The organism is Pedobacter sp. SL55 (genome assembly GCF_026625705.1).
Taxonomy (GTDB): Bacteria; Bacteroidota; Bacteroidia; order Sphingobacteriales; family Sphingobacteriaceae; genus Pedobacter.
In genome coordinates this window covers 1,192,025-1,208,304 of the sequence record NZ_CP113059.1, presented here as the reverse complement: position 1 = coordinate 1,208,304, position 16,280 = coordinate 1,192,025, and the positions used below count along the sequence as shown (strand labels likewise).

Annotated in this window: 17 protein-coding genes and 2 pseudogenes; 8 read left to right on the top strand and 11 right to left on the bottom strand. The window is 38.0% G+C overall.

Annotated elements, in window-relative coordinates:
- Positions 1-70: 70 nt before the first annotated feature.
- Complete coding sequence (locus tag OVA16_RS05510; protein WP_267764051.1) at positions 71-1,294, bottom strand: HD domain-containing protein; 1,224 nt, start codon at positions 1,292-1,294, stop codon at positions 71-73.
- Positions 1,295-1,460: 166 nt separating this feature from the next.
- Here OVA16_RS05510 and OVA16_RS05505 point away from each other — a divergent pair.
- The 4 genes and pseudogenes from OVA16_RS05505 to OVA16_RS05490 all read left to right on the top strand — a co-directional run bounded on the left by OVA16_RS05505 (position 1,461) and on the right by OVA16_RS05490 (position 5,506).
- Positions 1,461-3,013: pseudogene (locus OVA16_RS05505) on the top strand (PglZ domain-containing protein).
- Between the two features lie 70 nt (positions 3,014-3,083).
- Positions 3,084-3,509: a tRNA (adenosine(37)-N6)-threonylcarbamoyltransferase complex ATPase subunit type 1 TsaE gene (gene tsaE / locus OVA16_RS05500; RefSeq protein ID WP_267764049.1), complete on the top strand. Its 426-nt coding sequence runs from the start codon at positions 3,084-3,086 to the stop codon at positions 3,507-3,509.
- 74 nt (positions 3,510-3,583) lie between these two features.
- Positions 3,584-4,808: pseudogene (locus tag OVA16_RS05495) on the top strand (alanine dehydrogenase).
- Between the two features lie 11 nt (positions 4,809-4,819).
- Positions 4,820-5,506, top strand: a complete 687-nt coding sequence (locus OVA16_RS05490) for a M15 family metallopeptidase (protein ID WP_267764048.1) — start codon at positions 4,820-4,822, stop codon at positions 5,504-5,506.
- A gap of 85 nt (positions 5,507-5,591) precedes the next feature.
- Here the strand turns inward: OVA16_RS05490 and OVA16_RS05485 are convergent, their stop codons facing one another.
- The 6 genes from OVA16_RS05485 to OVA16_RS05460 form a co-directional block, all read right to left on the bottom strand.
- On the bottom strand, positions 5,592-6,143 hold the full coding sequence (locus OVA16_RS05485) for a SixA phosphatase family protein (protein WP_267764047.1): 552 nt from the start codon (positions 6,141-6,143) through the stop codon (positions 5,592-5,594).
- Between the two features lie 32 nt (positions 6,144-6,175).
- Entirely contained in the window at positions 6,176-7,219 is a 1,044-nt protein-coding gene (locus tag OVA16_RS05480; RefSeq protein WP_267764045.1) for an aminotransferase class I/II-fold pyridoxal phosphate-dependent enzyme, read from the bottom strand.
- Positions 7,219-8,283 carry a glycosyl hydrolase family 18 protein gene (locus OVA16_RS05475; protein ID WP_267764044.1) on the bottom strand — a complete coding sequence of 355 codons (1,065 nt, stop codon included), beginning with the start codon at positions 8,281-8,283 and terminating at the stop codon, positions 7,219-7,221. The genes OVA16_RS05480 and OVA16_RS05475 overlap by 1 nt, the downstream gene beginning before the upstream one ends.
- 324 nt (positions 8,284-8,607) lie before the next feature.
- Positions 8,608-8,817 carry a D-alanyl-D-alanine carboxypeptidase gene (locus tag OVA16_RS05470; RefSeq protein ID WP_267764043.1) on the bottom strand — a complete coding sequence of 70 codons (210 nt, stop codon included), beginning with the start codon at positions 8,815-8,817 and terminating at the stop codon, positions 8,608-8,610.
- Positions 8,814-9,596, bottom strand: a complete 783-nt coding sequence (locus OVA16_RS05465) for a D-alanyl-D-alanine carboxypeptidase (RefSeq protein ID WP_267764042.1) — start codon at positions 9,594-9,596, stop codon at positions 8,814-8,816. Before OVA16_RS05465 ends, OVA16_RS05470 begins: the two co-directional genes overlap by 4 nt.
- A complete protein-coding gene (locus tag OVA16_RS05460) occupies positions 9,541-9,936 on the bottom strand; it encodes a D-alanyl-D-alanine carboxypeptidase (RefSeq protein ID WP_267764041.1) in 396 nt (131 codons plus the stop codon). The genes OVA16_RS05465 and OVA16_RS05460 overlap by 56 nt, the downstream gene beginning before the upstream one ends.
- A 99-nt stretch (positions 9,937-10,035) precedes the next feature.
- Between OVA16_RS05460 and OVA16_RS05455 the strand changes: the two genes are divergently transcribed.
- The 4 genes from OVA16_RS05455 to OVA16_RS05440 all read left to right on the top strand — a co-directional run bounded on the left by OVA16_RS05455 (position 10,036) and on the right by OVA16_RS05440 (position 13,386).
- Complete coding sequence (locus OVA16_RS05455) at positions 10,036-11,274, top strand: aspartyl protease family protein (RefSeq protein WP_267764040.1); 1,239 nt, start codon at positions 10,036-10,038, stop codon at positions 11,272-11,274.
- 5 nt (positions 11,275-11,279) lie between these two features.
- Positions 11,280-12,146: a phosphodiester glycosidase family protein gene (locus OVA16_RS05450; RefSeq protein WP_267764038.1), complete on the top strand. Its 867-nt coding sequence runs from the start codon at positions 11,280-11,282 to the stop codon at positions 12,144-12,146.
- Between the two features lie 32 nt (positions 12,147-12,178).
- Positions 12,179-13,108, top strand: a complete 930-nt coding sequence (locus tag OVA16_RS05445; protein WP_267764036.1) for a hypothetical protein — start codon at positions 12,179-12,181, stop codon at positions 13,106-13,108.
- Positions 13,109-13,194: 86 nt separating this feature from the next.
- The gene (locus tag OVA16_RS05440; protein ID WP_097133796.1) at positions 13,195-13,386 is read left to right on the top strand and encodes a cold-shock protein; all 192 of its coding nucleotides are present in this window, start codon (positions 13,195-13,197) and stop codon (positions 13,384-13,386) included.
- Positions 13,387-13,454: 68 nt separating this feature from the next.
- Here OVA16_RS05440 and OVA16_RS05435 read toward each other — a convergent pair whose 3' ends face one another.
- The 4 genes from OVA16_RS05435 to OVA16_RS05420 form a co-directional block, all read right to left on the bottom strand.
- Positions 13,455-14,210 carry a DUF3575 domain-containing protein gene (locus OVA16_RS05435; protein WP_267764034.1) on the bottom strand — a complete coding sequence of 252 codons (756 nt, stop codon included), beginning with the start codon at positions 14,208-14,210 and terminating at the stop codon, positions 13,455-13,457.
- Between the two features lie 135 nt (positions 14,211-14,345).
- The gene (locus OVA16_RS05430; RefSeq protein WP_267764032.1) at positions 14,346-15,167 is read right to left on the bottom strand and encodes an alpha/beta fold hydrolase; all 822 of its coding nucleotides are present in this window, start codon (positions 15,165-15,167) and stop codon (positions 14,346-14,348) included.
- A 191-nt stretch (positions 15,168-15,358) separates the two neighbouring features.
- Positions 15,359-15,790 carry a glycerophosphodiester phosphodiesterase family protein gene (locus OVA16_RS05425; protein ID WP_324288597.1) on the bottom strand — a complete coding sequence of 144 codons (432 nt, stop codon included), beginning with the start codon at positions 15,788-15,790 and terminating at the stop codon, positions 15,359-15,361.
- Positions 15,693-16,145: a glycerophosphodiester phosphodiesterase family protein gene (locus OVA16_RS05420; protein WP_267764030.1), complete on the bottom strand. Its 453-nt coding sequence runs from the start codon at positions 16,143-16,145 to the stop codon at positions 15,693-15,695. Before OVA16_RS05420 ends, OVA16_RS05425 begins: the two co-directional genes overlap by 98 nt.
- Between the last annotated feature and the right edge of the window lie 135 nt (positions 16,146-16,280).

Here is a 16,280-nt window from a genome sequence, read left to right as displayed (position 1 = left end):
AAATTATCAATCTTAGGTATTAGTAAGACGAATTAACGGCGAATTTGTCTCATTATTTTGTTAAAAAATGCTAAATCCCTCTTAGGTAGCACAGTATATGTTTCTTAACCGTTCTATCTAATGATTCTAAATTAGATAAATCTGATGCCTTTGCAATATCAGACAATGTTCCGTTTTTCATTAAAATATTGATATTGCTACTCTCTGCATTATAAGCCCTATTGGTAATGCTATCTGTAAATACGAAGTAATGTATGTTTTCGCTACCGATGCCTAGAAATTTCGCAGTTTCTGTTTTCAGATGAGCTAATCTTTCTGCACTTGGCGCTTCATTAGTAATCTCAACCTTATAAAGCTTACGTGCATTTAACATTTTGCAAAGCTGCGATAAAACAAAATCTTCACTGTCTTCCCAAACTTTTACCGAAGCGTAAATATCCTGATCATCCAGCTTAGAGAACTGCTGCAAATGAATTTCTTCCTTAAAAAAACTTTCTTCGCTGATATCGTTTTGAAGAAAATGCTGTAAAGCAGGCGTAGCAAATAACTTAACTCCTTGGTGAGCCAATTCTTTTGCACGCTCTAATATTTTTACCAACAGCTGCTCGCCCGCAATCACTGTTTTGTGTAAATAAACTTGCCAGTACATTAACCTACGGGCAATTAAGAACTTCTCTACCGAGTAAATTCCTTTTTCTTCAACCACCAATTGGTCATCAACAATGTTGAACATTTTAATGATCCGATCAAAACTGATTACACCTTCGCTAACGCCGGTAAAAAAGCTATCGCGATTAAGGTAATCCATCCTGTCTAAATCTACCTGACCAGAAATCAACTGACAAAAGAATTTCCGGTGGTATTTCCCTCTAAAAATTTGGATGGCCAAGGTTAACCTACCTCCAAACTCTTCGTTCAGCTTGTCCATCATTAACAAAGAAATATCTTCGTGCTTAATACCTTGAGCCAAAGTATGTTCTAGGGCATGGGAAAATGGCCCGTGACCAATATCATGTAATAAGATGGCTATGGTTGCCGCCTCTTCTTCTTCTGCGCTAATCTGGTGTCCCTTACTTTTTAACACTTCTAGTGCTAAACTCATTAAATGCATCGCACCCAAAGCATGATGAAACCTTGTATTTAATGCTCCAGGATATACAATGTGCGTCATCGCTAGCTGCTTAATGTACCTTAAACGTTGGAAATAGCGATGAGAAATAAGATCAAAAACAAGTTCTGAAGGTATAGTGATGAACCCATAAACTGGGTCGTTAATGATTTTCTTTTTGTTCATTCTGTAATCTGTTGGAACGTTGAAAGGTTATTAATGTTGGAACGTTGCCAACTGCAAACTAAAAACTGCCAACTGTAATTATTGCGGTACAAAAATTGCTAAATTTATCGACAGTAGAAAAGCCGAGCGCTTTTTAATCTCTTAAATTACACAAAAACGATATAAAATGCAGGAAACGAAGATATTATGGGCTGATGATGAAATTAACCTACTAAAACCTCATATTTTGTTACTGAACGAAAAAGGCTACGCTGTTAGCACTTTTACAAATGGTAACGATGCCTTAGAGGCGTTTGGAAAAGAACATTTCGATTTGGTTTTTTTAGACGAAAATATGCCTGGACTAACAGGTTTGGAAACGCTTTCTGCCATTAAAAACATCCGTTCTGATGTGCCAGTAGTGCTGATTACCAAAAGCGAAGAAGAAAACTTAATGGAAGATGCCATTGGTTCTAAAATAGATGATTACTTAATTAAGCCGGAAACCCTAAGCAGGTTTTATTGACCATCAAAAAGCTGATCGACAACAAACGCTTGGTAAGCGAAAAAACTTCATCGGCTTATCAGCAAGATTTTAGGAACATTGGAATGACCTTAAATGACAAATTGACTTACGAAGAATGGGTAGATGTTTATAAGAAGCTGATTTTTTGGGAACTGGAACTCGAAAAACTAGATGACCCACAAATGCATGAAATTTTAACCATGCAAAAGGCAGAGGCGAACAAGCAGTACTCGAAATTTGTAGAAAATAATTACATAGATTGGATTAATGGAAGTAGCGATGCACCGTTGTTTTCTCATGAGCTGATCAAGAAAAAAGTGTTTCCGTTGATTAATGATAGTACGCCGGTATTTTTTATATTAATTGACAACCTAAGGTACGACCAGTGGAAAATTATTAATCCGCTGATAGCAGAACATTTCCGTTTAGAAGAAGAAGACACCTATTCTAGTATTTTACCCACAGCTACACAATATGCTAGAAACGCGATTTTCTCTGGTTTAACACCTTTGGACATGGAGAAAAAGTTTCCGTCCCTTTGGCAAAATGATGACGATGAAGGCGGTAAAAACCTGCACGAAGAAACTTTTTTGGGTGAACAGATCAAGCGTAGCTTAAGGAAAGACTGCAAGTTTAGCTACCATAAAATCCTCACGTTTGACCAAGGAAAGGACTTAGTAGATCAAGTGAACAACTTAATGCATAATGAACTAAATGCCATCGTTTTCAACTTTGTTGATATGCTTTCGCATGCAAGAACAGATATGCAGATGATCAGAGAACTGGCTAACGATGATGCCGCTTACCGTTCGTTAACCCTATCGTGGTTTGAGCACTCTCCTTTGTTAGAGTTGATTAAAAAATTAGCCCAACAACGTGTTAAATTAGTAATCACTACAGATCACGGCACCATTCGTGTTAAAAATCCTAGCAAAGTAATTGGCGACAGAAGTACCAATACCAACCTACGTTACAAACAAGGCAAAAACCTTAATTTCAATGCAAAAGAGGTATTTCTGATTAAAAACCCTCACGAAGCCAAATTACCAAAAATCAATATCAGTTCTAATTATATTTTTGCTAAGGAAGATCAGTATTTCGTTTACCAGAACAACTATAACCAGTTTGTGAATTATTATAACGAAACATTCCAGCATGGCGGTATTTCTATGGAAGAAATGATTATCCCGATAGTGACTTATGGTAATAAATAGCCATCAACCACATAGGCGCATAGATAATTGTCTTATGTATCTATGTGGTTAAAGTATATCTTTGTATAGAATGAAATCTATTACTATCAATAGCCTAGCAGAATTACCTCATGTTGCCGAAGAATTATTAAAATTTGCCAACGATCAAAAGTTTTTCATTTTTGAGGGAGACATGGCAGCCGGGAAAACTACCTTTATCAAATCACTTTGTGAGGCTTTAGGGGTGGAAGATGTGGTTAGCAGCCCAACTTTTTCTATTGTTAACGAATACGATAGTGCTAAAGGTGCTGTTTATCATTTCGATTTCTATAGATTGAAAAACCTACAAGAAGCCTACGATATTGGCTACGAAGAATATTTTTACAGCGGTAATTATTGCTTAATAGAATGGCCATCTAAAGTGGCCGAATTACTGCCCGAAGAATATGTAAAAGTTGAAATATCCGTTAATGGTAATGAGCAACGGATATTTCAATTCACTAAAATTGAAGTATAAAGGTTGATATCACGCATAGTTAAGATTTTCATTATCTTTTCGTATCTTCATTTTCTTAAACTACACCATAAATAATGGCTACAGGACTACGCGATGAAATGGCGGCAATTGCCCAAAGAGGTTTAATGCAAACCCAAGAAGCAATGCTAGAAACTGGAAAAAAAGCAACAGCTTATTTATTGGAATACCGAAGGAAACTTCTCATCAGGAATGTAGAATTGCGTTAACGCCACTCTCTGTAGCGCTTTTGGTTAATAACGGCCACAAAGTGATAATGGAAACTGGTGCGGGCGATGGCGCTAATTTCAGCGACAAAGATTATAGCGAGCAAGGTGCACAAATATCTTTCGACAAAAAAGATGTTTGGGCTGCCGATATCATTGTAAAAATTGCTCCGCCAACGATAGCAGAAATTGCTCTAATGCACAAAGGCCAAACATTGATTTCGGCACTACAAATTGGCACATTAAAAGCAGAAATATTGAAAGCCTTGCTAGCAAAAAAATTAATGCTTTGTGTTTCGAAAACATCCGCGATGAAGGCAATGTACTTACCGTAGTACGTGCCATGAGCGAAATTGTGGGTGCCACTTCTATTTTTATTGCAGCCGAATACTTGAGCAGTGCTTTTGGAGGCAAAGGCTTAATGCTAGGTGGTTTTACAGGCGTACCACCCACCGAAATTGTAATTTTAGGCGCTGGTACCGTTGGCGAATACGCAGCTAGAACAGCCCTTTCTTTGGGCGCCGAGGTAAAAGTGTTCGACAGCTCCATTTTCAAGCTGAGGCGACTGCAAAACAACTTAGGAAGCAGGGTTTTTACATCGGTAATGCAGCCCATAGTGTTAGCAAAAGCCATTACCACTTGCGACGTAGTGATTGGAGCCATACGCTCTGATCATGGCCGCAGCCCTTGTGTAGTAATGGAAGAAACCGTAGCCAAAATGAAACCGCACTCTGTGGTGGTTGATGTAAGTATAGACCAAGGCGGTTGCTTCGAAACTTCGGAAGTAACCAGCCATAAAGACCCTGTTTTTGTAAAGCACGATGTGATACATTATTGTGTGCCTAATATAGCTTCTAGAGTGCCTCGCACAGCTTCTTATGCGCTAACCAATATCTTTGCGCCTATACTGGTAGATATTGGCGACATGGGCGGTTTAATGAATATGGTATGGAATAGACCAGGAATTAGAGATGGCCTTTATTGCTACCAAGGACACTTGACCAATAAAGATTTAGCCAATATGTTTAACCTACCCTATAAAGATTTAGAGCTGCTGGTGCTTTCTAACCAATAACCGTCAGGAAAATGAAAAGGCTTTTGTTATTTTTATTACTGCTTACAACCTGTGTAACTGCATGCGCTCAAAAAAATGCACAAAGCAAGTATGGTTTAAAGATTGTCGACGACTTTGAGGTTTACAAGGCAGATGTAGCCCAAAATCCAAATTTGGAACTGGTTGATATCAAAAAAGCCATCCCATCTGTTGTGCTTGATATCCGCTATGCAACAAAAAACAACTTCATGAAGCAGGTAATGTACAAGCAGGCCCGTGCTTTTGCCCGCAAACCAGTGGTAGAAAAGCTAAAGTTGATACAAGCAGAGCTGAAGAAAAAGGGCTACGGTCTTAAAATTTATGATGGATACAGGCCTTACGCGGTAACCGTTTCTTTCTATGAAAAAGCTAGTGATAAAAACTTTGTCGCTAATCCGGCGAAAGGATCTAAACACAATCGCGGTTGTGCGGTTGATTTAAGTATCATCGATTTAAAAACGGGTAAAGATGTGCCCATGCCCACCCCTTATGATAGTTTTGAAGCTGCTGCAGCGGCACATTACACCAACCTTCCGCCTCAAATCATCAAAAATCGAGATTTATTGATCAACACCATGCAAGCAAATGGTTTTAAAGTGATCTATAACGAGTGGTGGCACTTTGATTTTATAGGCTGGCAAGATTATCCTTTAATGGATATTCCATTTGAAAAACTGTAAAACGCTACACAAGTTGGCATTATGATAAGGCAAACCCGTTAAACCAATAAAGGATAATATTCCGAAGATTTAGCCCGGCTAAATCCTACATTTTCATTTCTTTCTGCTCTGCTCCCGGCTTACTACGGCTTTCTTCGCCATAATGATCCGTTTTTACATCCACTTTATCGCCCTTTATAGTAAGCTCAAAAATATAGTCATAATCATCATCAGAGAGCTTAGCTACAGGTCTTTTGCCTCCAAAAGCTTCTATCAATTCTAAAACAGTGTTAGAGTGTCCAACAATCAGTATTTTCTTACCTCCGGCATTTGCTTTTAGGTTGGCCGAAAGCTCTGAAGCCTTGCTTGGCTCATAGGTTTTCAACGAAATGCCAATCCTATCGGCCAACGGAAAACCTGTAAGCTTTGTTCTTTTGTAGTCTGTAACAAAAATTGAATCTATCTTCTGCCCTTTTAGCCTTTTCATTAAAGCTTCAGCTCTTTTTGCCCCGTCTGCCGATAAATCCGGATCTTTATCTTGAGGGTCTAAAGCATCTTTTTCAGCGTGTCTTACCACCCAAACTTTTAGCGTTTTTTGAGCATACAAAACCTGCTGTAAACTAAGAGCCAACACAAATAACAAAAGTAATTTCTTCATTTCAATTTTTATGTAACGTAAGTAAAAGCCGGCTATAATGCTGTAACCAGCTGCAAAATATCTGTTTCGCTATGCCAACTAGAAAGTACAATTCGGTTTAAATTCTTTCCGTTTCTATCTGGATAAGGGAAAGAAGAAATCAGAATTTTTTGCTCCAATAACCGCTGCTCAATAGCTGGCTGCTTGCACAAAAATACAGGAAAGTCATCAACAAAATACCATTCATTTTTATTGGCCAGCTGTTGTTTAAATATTTTTACGTTTTCTTGAAGCTTTTTGTAGCTATCACGATAAATATCTTGCGCCTGAATGAAGGCGTATAAACCCGCGGCGGCAGGCGGAGAAGCTCCATAAAACTCATCGCTTTGCTTTAATTCTGAGATTGATTTGGTGGAGCCTAAAACCACTCCAGCATCTAGCCCCAATGCTTTGGCCATCGACGCTACCACTATAACCTCAACGTTTGTGCTTTTCGGTAAGCTCTGCAACACCGAATTACCTCCGTTAAGCAAGCCAATTCCATGAGAATCGTCGATAATTAAAGTGATGTTTTTATCCGTACTAAAATTATTGATGAAACTGAAATCGTATATCTCTGGATAAAGATTGTTCATCGAATTGCTCAACAACACCCAATCTTTGCTTTTACTGCCATTAATTTCCGTTACAATTTCTTTACTCCATTGCGCAAAATCTAAGTAATTTTCTGGATTACCATTTAGCCACAAAGCAGGATGCGTATTTGGTGCATAACGGATTTCGCCACGTTGCGTATGTAGCCGCACCGTTAATTTAGCTGCCAAATAGCCACTAGAAGTTATCAAAGCGGCTTCGGCACCAAAACGGTTGGCCGCAAAGGTTTCGGCTTCGTTATAAACGCCAAGCTGCACGTTGTTACCACGACTTGTGCCATTGTTTAAGCCATAAAGCGCTATTCCTTCGGTATACAACTTAATAAAGTTGCTGTTTTGGGGAATACCCAAATAAGCCGTTCCTCCAAAATAAAGGTATTCATCGCCCTTGGCTACAATTTTATTAGCCAAGGGCGATGTAAGAAAATTAAATTTTTGTTGCATTAATTATAGTTTCTTCCTAATTGGTCGTTTGCTGCTCTGATTAAAGATTTCGATGAATTCGAATCAAATGAAAACTCCCAGAACATAATTCCATTAGCCCTCTCTTTAGCCAGTTGTGCTTTTTTCCATATCAATTCAATTCCGTTGTAACCATAATCTACCGAACCAATCGTGGCAACATTCAAATATACGTTAGCTCCGCTGGCTTCAATGTCACGATATCCCTTTGCACTTCCACTCGCGGGTTTGCCATATAACGGAATACCAACAACGGCTTTTTCTTTAGGCATCTTTTTGGTGTCTATCCAAGTATTTAGGCTATTAACGCTCATTTTATACGTTGCATGGTTTAACGGATCAGTGGTGTCGTAATTTACGCCGCCATCATACTGCATAATGTTAAAGAAATCTACATATTGATAAACATCCGCCGAAATAGCGTCTTTATTTGTAGAAGCGTAAACAGCTGGCGTTATAGCGGCACTCAAAAACTTGTTCTCGTTGTGTAAAGCTACAGATAATTGTGCCATCAATGCCGTAAAATCGGGATTGGGATTTCCGCCAACCGTTCTCGGGTATTCCCAATCAATATCAACCCCATCTAAACCATTTACTTTTGCGAAATTTACCACATTGTTAACGAAATTAGTTCTTGCTGTTGGCGATGCCGCTATAGTTGCAAATACTGCTTCTGCACCCATTACCGAAATCCCAAATTTTACGTTATTAGCCAAGGCCTTAGCTTTTACCGTATTAAACCTGGCATTTTCAGTAGCTGTTAAAGGATTTACAGACCCATCGCCAGTTGGATTTACATTTAAAAACGCAAACAACAAATGGGTAATCATTTTGTATTTGCTGTCATCTATCGTTGCCGGATCTCTATAGCCAGGCATGTATGCCACTATTTTGAACGTACCGGCCACCCACGGCGTTCTAGCAGGTGGCGTTGGAATATTTGTTGTTGGTGGCGTTATTGGTTCTGGTGTGGGCTCTGGATTATTTTTTTTACAGGCAGCAACAAAAAGAGATAGGCTTAGGAGATAGGGTAATAATTTCTTCATCTTGGTTGGGCTTTAAGGTTTTGGTTAAGGCAATTTACTTGATAGTGAAACGCTTAGTAATATTAACAAATAAATCACAAAACCGCAACAAGCCGCACAAAAACAAATTAAATCTTAGTAATTATTGCCAAATCCTTTAATACAAGTCAAGAAACCGCAAGCCTAATTTGATAAAGTTAAGGAGAAAAACCTAAAATATTGTCAGTCTGAGCTTGTCGAAGGACAAATAGTTTGGAGTTTTCGACTGTTTGAAAAAGTCTTCGACAAGCTCAGACTGACACAAAGTTCCTTGACTGAATAACAGTGACCGCAAATTTATGCTCCCTAAAAATTATCATGAAGGTAGGTTACTACCCTAACCATTTCTTTTCTTACCTCTGCTGTAGATTGAACGTAGTTGTTGTTCATAAACGAATAAAGTAACAACTTTCCTTTTTTGGTAAGTACATAGCCGCTTTGGTTATGAACGCCAGATAATGTGCCTGTTTTTCCATAAACAAAAGGGGTATCTGTTTTTGGATAAGCGTTTCTCAAAGTTCCCGATTTCCCTCCTGCTTGGGTAACATGCTGAACAAGCGATCTCGGTTATTCACTTCTTTATAAATTAAATCTAACAACTTAATTAACGAGCGTGGCGTAAACAAATTCCCTCTCGAAAGTCCAGAGCCATCTACCCATTTTGGCTGGTCTGGAAGCTCGGCCAAATACTTCTCTTTAATTGCGGCAATTACCTTTGGCGTACTTAGTTCTAAACCCAATTTATCTGCGTAGGTAAGCAGCAACTGCTCGGCAACAAAGTTGTCGGAAGGCAGCATCAATTGCCTAAAAACATCATCGCTCTTAGTGCTGTAAATGGTTTTTGCCTCTTTAGGCAGCTCGTAGTTAATCAGCTGAACTTCCTTCTTTAGCGTATCTGTTAAAAGTGTAAGTGTAGTACCCGTTGATGTTTTAAAAGGAATTTGCTGCTCGTAATTGGCGGTAGTTTTTACCGGTGGATAATGAAATTTGTTAGTCAAAAACTCTCGCTGTACACTAAATTTCGTTGCTTTACTCGTGCTATCTAAACTAAAGCAAGAATTAAAAGCCTTTGGCGTAATGGTCATTTCGCCAGCCTGCTTGGCCGTTACCAGTACTACATTATCAAACAAGGGCAATTCTGTAATTTCTGGCTGATAATAATCATTATAGTCATCCCAGCTCCAGCCATTTCCAAAGAAATCTCCTTTGTATCTGCCATGCGCAAAAAACAACTTCTTATCACTGTTTTTTAACAGCTCTACAGCTTTTGTTCCCTTTAATACGGTGTGTAACAACGATGGGTCGCTTAGTACCCCAAAAAATTAGCGAATCCCCTTTTTCTATATAACGTAACGAAGGGATAGAATCTGGTGTAATTTTTAAACCTGCATAAAACGTGAATAATTTAGTGTTAGATGCTGGCGTAAAATATTTATCGGCATCTTTTTGAAAAATCATTTCGCTGCCCGCCATATCGTACAAAGCAAAGCCAACTTGGTATTTGTTCAGCATTGCCGAATTTTTAAATTCTTTAGCTACTTTTTTAGCGATGATTTGGTTGGGTTTGCAAGCGTAAAATGCCGAAACCAAACACATAGCGCCTAATACAATAATTTTCGTTTTAAGTTTATTCATCTAAATTGCGGCTAAACAATGGTGTTTTGTTAGCTCTTGTTTTTTGAATTTAATTTTTAGACTCAAGGTTTGTGACCACTAATTTATTAATTTAGTTTCATGAACAGCCGCAAACCAAGCATTCATTTCAAAATATACCATATCTTATTTATCTGCTGTGTACTAGCTGCACCAGGTTTGGCATTTGCGCAAGACTTTAAATTTGCTAATGGTAGAAAAGCACAAACCATGGGCTTTGATCTAAAGAAAAGCCTCATCATTATACCAATATACATTAACGACAAAGGCCCTTTTGATTTTATTTTGGATACCGGCGTTAACCCAATGATCATTACCGATACAACTTTAAAAGAAAGCTTAAAAGTACCATATCCGCGTGCCATTAAAATTAGTGGTTATGGTAATTTTAATGGTATTGATGCTTTTTTAGGTGCTACCAGTGTAAAAATTGGCGATTCCGAAGCAGAAAATATACCCACTGTATTTTTAAAGGACGATATACTGCCAATTTCGGGCTTTGTTGGCAAAAAAATTTACGGCTTAATTGGCTACAATTTCTTCAACAGCTTTGTGGTAAAGGTAGATTATACCAACAGGATGTTAAGGTTTGCTTCGCACCCTAAAAAAATTAAACTAAAAGGAGAGAAAATACCTTTAGAGCTTATAGAAAACAAGCCTTATGTTAAGCTTAAGGTTGAGCAGGAAGGCTTGGCAACCCAAACCTTAAAGGCATTGGTAGATTGCGGTGCAAGCCACGCTATCTCTCTTGAAGCCTTAAACGGCAAACCTTTTCCGAAGCCAGCGTTTACAATGGAAGCCAATTTAGGCAACGGATTAACTGGAAGCATAAAAGGCAGGATTGGCAGAGTTGCTTCGCTAAGTTTGGGCAAATTTGTTTTCAGAGATATAATTTCGAGTTACCCAGAGTACAACATAGATTCGTTAAAAAATAAAGACCGTAATGCCAATTTGGGAGCCGAAATTTTAAGCCGATTTAATACCATATACGATTATCAAAATCGATACATGTACATTAAGAAAAACGAAAAGTTTAATAGGCCTTTTGAGCACGACATGTCTGGAATTGAGCTTTATGCAGAAAGTGGCCCGCCGTCTAAAACGTTTATCAATAAAATTGAGCCGCAATCGCCTGCAGACTTAGTTGGATTAATGGTGGGAGATGAAATTATCTCTATCAACTTCAAGAAAGTAGATGACTATTCTTTAGACGATATTGGCGCCATATTTAAAGCCAAAAGTGGCTACAGCGTAATTGTTGAGGTTTGGCGAGACAAAGCCTTTATCATTAAATTATTAAAACTTAAAAAACGAATATAACCGCAATGAAATTTCTTATACGAATATTCTTACTTACCCTTGTTTCTGGCAATATTTATGCTCAAAATGCAGACTCTTTAGTTTTTACCAAAGCAAAATGGAGCAAAAGCTCCGTAGCTAAAAAAACAAAAGTTTACACCTATCAGTTTAGCGACAGTAGCTTATTTAATGCTAACCAGTACATCAGCTTTGTAGAAGTAAAAAAGCATAAAAAAGCGCCTGGGTTTTTTATAGGCTATGATAAGAAAGAACTGATCACAACATCGGCATTTGCCAAAAAACATAAAGCTATTGCAGCGGTAAACGGCACTTTTTTCGATATTAAAAACGGAGGCTCGGTAGACTTTGTTAAGGTTAACGATACAATCATCAACCAAAACAGACAAGAAAAAAACAACAAGAGAGCCCTGCACCAACAAGCGGCTGTGGTAATAAACGATTATCTACTGGCTATTAAAAAATGGGACGGCACCGATAAGTGGGAAAATAACTTGAGCGATAAAAATATCATGTTAAGTGGACCCTTGTTGCTTTTGGATAACCAAAAGGAGAAACTAGACTCGGTTACTTTCAACAAATTGCGCCACCCACGTACGGCTATTGGCGTTAAACCCAACGGTAGCGTGTTGTTATTAACCGTAGATGGCCGACAAGGAAACTCTGCTGGAATGAGCCTTTTTGAGCTTGCAAAAATCATGCAATGGCTGGGCTGCACCAGCGCTATTAACCTAGATGGTGGCGGCTCTACCACACTTTGGGCGAAAGATTATGGAGACAATGGCGTGGTCAATCATCCATCTGATAACAAAAAATGGGACCATGAAGGCGAAAGAAAGGTGGCCAACGTTATTTTTATCAAAGGCAAACCCTAAATTTGCCACCTAATTTCAGATGATTTTAACAAATGAGTTTTAAACGTATATTCTTCATCCTAGCTACAATTTTAGTTACACTTTATGCCTGTGGTGGCGGTTCTGGCCAAAAAAATACAGCAACAGATGCTGGCCTTACTTTTAAGGATGTTGATGGCATAAGGTTTTATGAAGTAAAGCGTAGGTTTAGCAACGGCCTTTCTTTTAACAAAGATGGATTTATGTTGCAACCAAATTGGATTTTAGAATTTAAAGCTCCAGATACCATGTTGGCTTACAGCCCCGAAAAAAAGGGAATGGAAGCTTTCTTTTTATTACATGACCATGCAAAAATTTACAATTTTGCCCGCGAGTACTTTAGAGCAAAGCTGATTACCAAAGATAGCCTAATCTTACAGCGCTTACAAGTAGAAGCGCTTGTTGTTGCCAAAGGCGAAGTGTCTGACGTAAATTGTACCTATTACACTAAAAATTACATAGAAAAAGTGCTTAAAACCACGGTTGGCGAATTACAACGGCCTACCAAAGCCGATACTGCGTTTATTAAACAGCTGGCTGCAAAAACCTACAAACACCCCGCTAACCCCGATACGGCATTTGCGGCAACCGAGATTGTAGATTTAAAGCCAAATAGCAAAAACGTATCATTAAAATTAATTGGCTATGCCGATAGTGGTGCCCACAGAAAATCTTATGCTTACATGTACCCAGAGTACAGAATAGAGATCAACAAATCGTATAAAGAGTTTAGTTACCGTTTTTCTGTTGTAGTAGATGTAAAAGGAAATTTGTACGTAAACCGCATACAAGGTGTTTTACCAGAAGATGTGCCGCATCGTAGAAAATTAATTCAGGGCATAGCCGATGTTTATTTGAAAAACCTACTACATATTAAACCAGGCACAACATTAGGTATACCCCACTCTAGCGAGATTACCATAAGCCTAATTGGGAATAAGTAGACCCAAAAATAAAATCCTTAAAAAAGAGGGTATTTGCTTGTAATTAAATTTTAATCTGTACCTTGCAACTTTAATAAAATAATACAATGCAAGAAGGAACAGTAAAATTTTTCAATGTAACTAAAGGTTTTGGATTTATCGTGCCAGCAAATGGCGACGCTGAAATCTTTGTACATTCAACAGGCCTTATCGACGAAATTCGTGAAAACGACAAAGTTCAGTACGAAGTTGAAAACGGTAGAAAAGGCTTAAACGCCGTTAATGTGAAAGTAATCTAATTATTATCATATTTTACCAAAAAAGTCCCGACAAAATCGGGACTTTTTTAGTTTTATACATTTTGGTTTTAAAACCTAATACCTAACGCTAAGCCTGCTCTTACGCCTGCCCAAGGGCCTTTAATATCTACATCTGCTCCATTTCCATCCACTTTTGTAGTAACTTTAACTAGCGGCAGATCGGTAATATCAGCCAGCTGATCTCTCAACTCTTGCTGTTCTCTCGCGTCTAGGGTTTTACGGCCCGCTATATTTCCTTTAGAACTGCCATACTGTGGGCCAAGTATCCACCAATCTAACGTAACCATTTTACCCAGCCTAAACTGCGAACCAATTTGCAAACCACCTGTAATGGTAGTTAAATTACCTTCTAACGGTATAACTTCGCTGTATTCGTTCCCCATGCCATCGTCTACTGTAAAATCGAAAGGTAGCGAAGCTGTGTAACGAGAGTACCTAGCAAATGGCGCAATGTAAAACCCTTTCAAAGCAGCCTTTCCAAGATAAAAGCGAATTTCTGGCGTAACGGCAAAATTCCCTGTTTTAAGATTGGTCAAATGTTTTTCAGCATCAGCATCGTCTATCAAATCTAATACTGTAGATTTTAGTGGTATATTTCCTTCTGGCATATACCTTACTCCTAAAGCAACAGAGGTTTTTTTACCAATTTGCCTTTCGTACTGAAGGTGTAAATTATTGAATGGCAAGCTTAATAAATTGATTTTGATTACGTTTTTACTCTGCTTGGTAGAGTCTGCTTGCTGGGCATAGGTTTGATTAGCAAATAGCGAAATCAAACCACAAAATAGTACTAGTTTTTTCATAAATTGTATTTTTTGGTTTATGGCAAAGATGTAATTTATATATAGGTACAGCAATACCTTGAAATAGGTATTTTATAAAAAAAGCTAAATCATTATTGATGACTTAGCTTTTTTAAACTAGCTATACCGCTTTTGTTAGGCTTTAAAAAAAGCTAACAAATCTTTATTTATCGTATCTGCTTCGGTTGTAGGCATACCATGCGGAAAACCAGGATAAGAAATTAGCTTTCCATTTTTTAACAAAGTGGCCGCTATTTTCCCTGTAGTTTCAAAAGGTACAATCTGATCGTCTTCGCCATGCATTACCAAAACCGGAACATCAACAGATTTAAGGTCTTCAGTAAAATCGGTCTCCGAAAAGGCCTTGATGCAGTCGTAATGAGCTTTGATAGAACCATTCATTCCTTGTCTCCACCAGTTTCTTTGAATACCTTCAGATACTTTAGCACCCTCTCTATTGTAACCATAAAATGGAAAAGTAAGATCGATATAGAACTGTTGCCTATGGTTGGCTGTATTGTTTCTGATATCATCAAAAACAGACATAGGTACACCATCCGGATTGTTTTCGGTTTTAACCATAATTGGCGTTACCGCACTTACCAAAACAGCTTTTGCCACTTTTCCTTGCCCGTGTTTTGCTACGTATCTTATTACTTCGCCACCTCCAGTAGAGTGCCCTACATGAATTACATCTGTAAGGCCTAATGCCTCAACAATTTCCGCTACATCGGCAGCGTAAGTATCCATATCGTGTCCATAAGGTGTTTGTTCAGATCTACCGTGGCCTCTTCTGTCGTGGGCAATAACCCGATAGCCCTGCTCCAAAAAGAATAGCATTTGCGCATCCCAATCGTCGCTAGAAAGCGGCCATCCGTGATGAAAGAATACAGGTTGACCTTTTCCCCAATCTTTGTAATAAATTTCTGTTCCGTCTTTTAATTTTAGTGTGCTCATGGTTTAGTTATTTTAATGTCGTTATAAAATTTACTTCGTTTATTGTTATAACAAAATTAGGCCGCACTTGCTTTTTAATTATTGACATAAGATAAGAAATAAAGGAGGCACATGGTGACTTAAACCTAACGCTTTAAAAAACAGAAAGCCCCATCCGAAAGCGAATGGGGCTCCATAATTTTAACTACATTTTACTTCTTTATTTTAGTAAATAGCAGTTCTGGTTCGTTGGTGGTAATATAATCGGCCTTTTGTTCCAAAAACCAATCCATGTCTTTTGCAGCATTTACCGTCCAAACATTAATAATTACACCTAAATCTTTAGCTTGCTTTATCCAATCAGGATTTTTCTTCAATACACCTTGGCTGTAATCTAAACCATAAAAACCTTGTTCTTTCAGCTTTGCTGGTTCTATTTCTCCATTTAAATAAGAAACTTTGGCTCCAGGCACATTGGCAATTAAGTGTTTACCAATAAAATGGCTAAAAGTGATGTACTCTATCCAAGGTGCCGCTTTTAATTCGTTAACTGTGGCAATTACCGCATTGGTTAAAGCCTCTTCCCTTTCTTGTGTTTTTTGAGGCTTTATTTCCAATATCAACTTTGTTTTCTTCTGCTTCATGCCAGCTTTCAGATATGCTACCAATGTTGGTATGCTTTCGCCGTTGCTTAGTTTTTTGTAATCTACTAACTCCTGGTAAAGTACTAGAGGCAATATCTTTACCTAAAAAATCGCCATTGTGATTTACTACCGCAATATTGTCTTTCGTAAACTGTACATCGAACTCGCTGCCAAAACAGCCAATCTTTATGGCCTCTTTTAACGAAGCTATAGAATTTTCGGGAAGATTTTGTGTTTTCCAGGCACCACGATGGGCAATTACCAAGTTTTTATTCCAAGATTTAATTTGTTTTTGCGCTAATGCAGTTCCTGTAATCATGATAGCTAAAATAGCTACAAAAAATCTTTTGTTCATTGTGTTACTTTTAGTTATTAGTTAAACTTGCCGTAATATACAGCAGTTTGGTTATTTTTTGTTTTTATTGATTATATTTTATTTCTAAATTACACTTTAATAGATTTTATTCAAAACAAAATGAAAGCTTTTTGC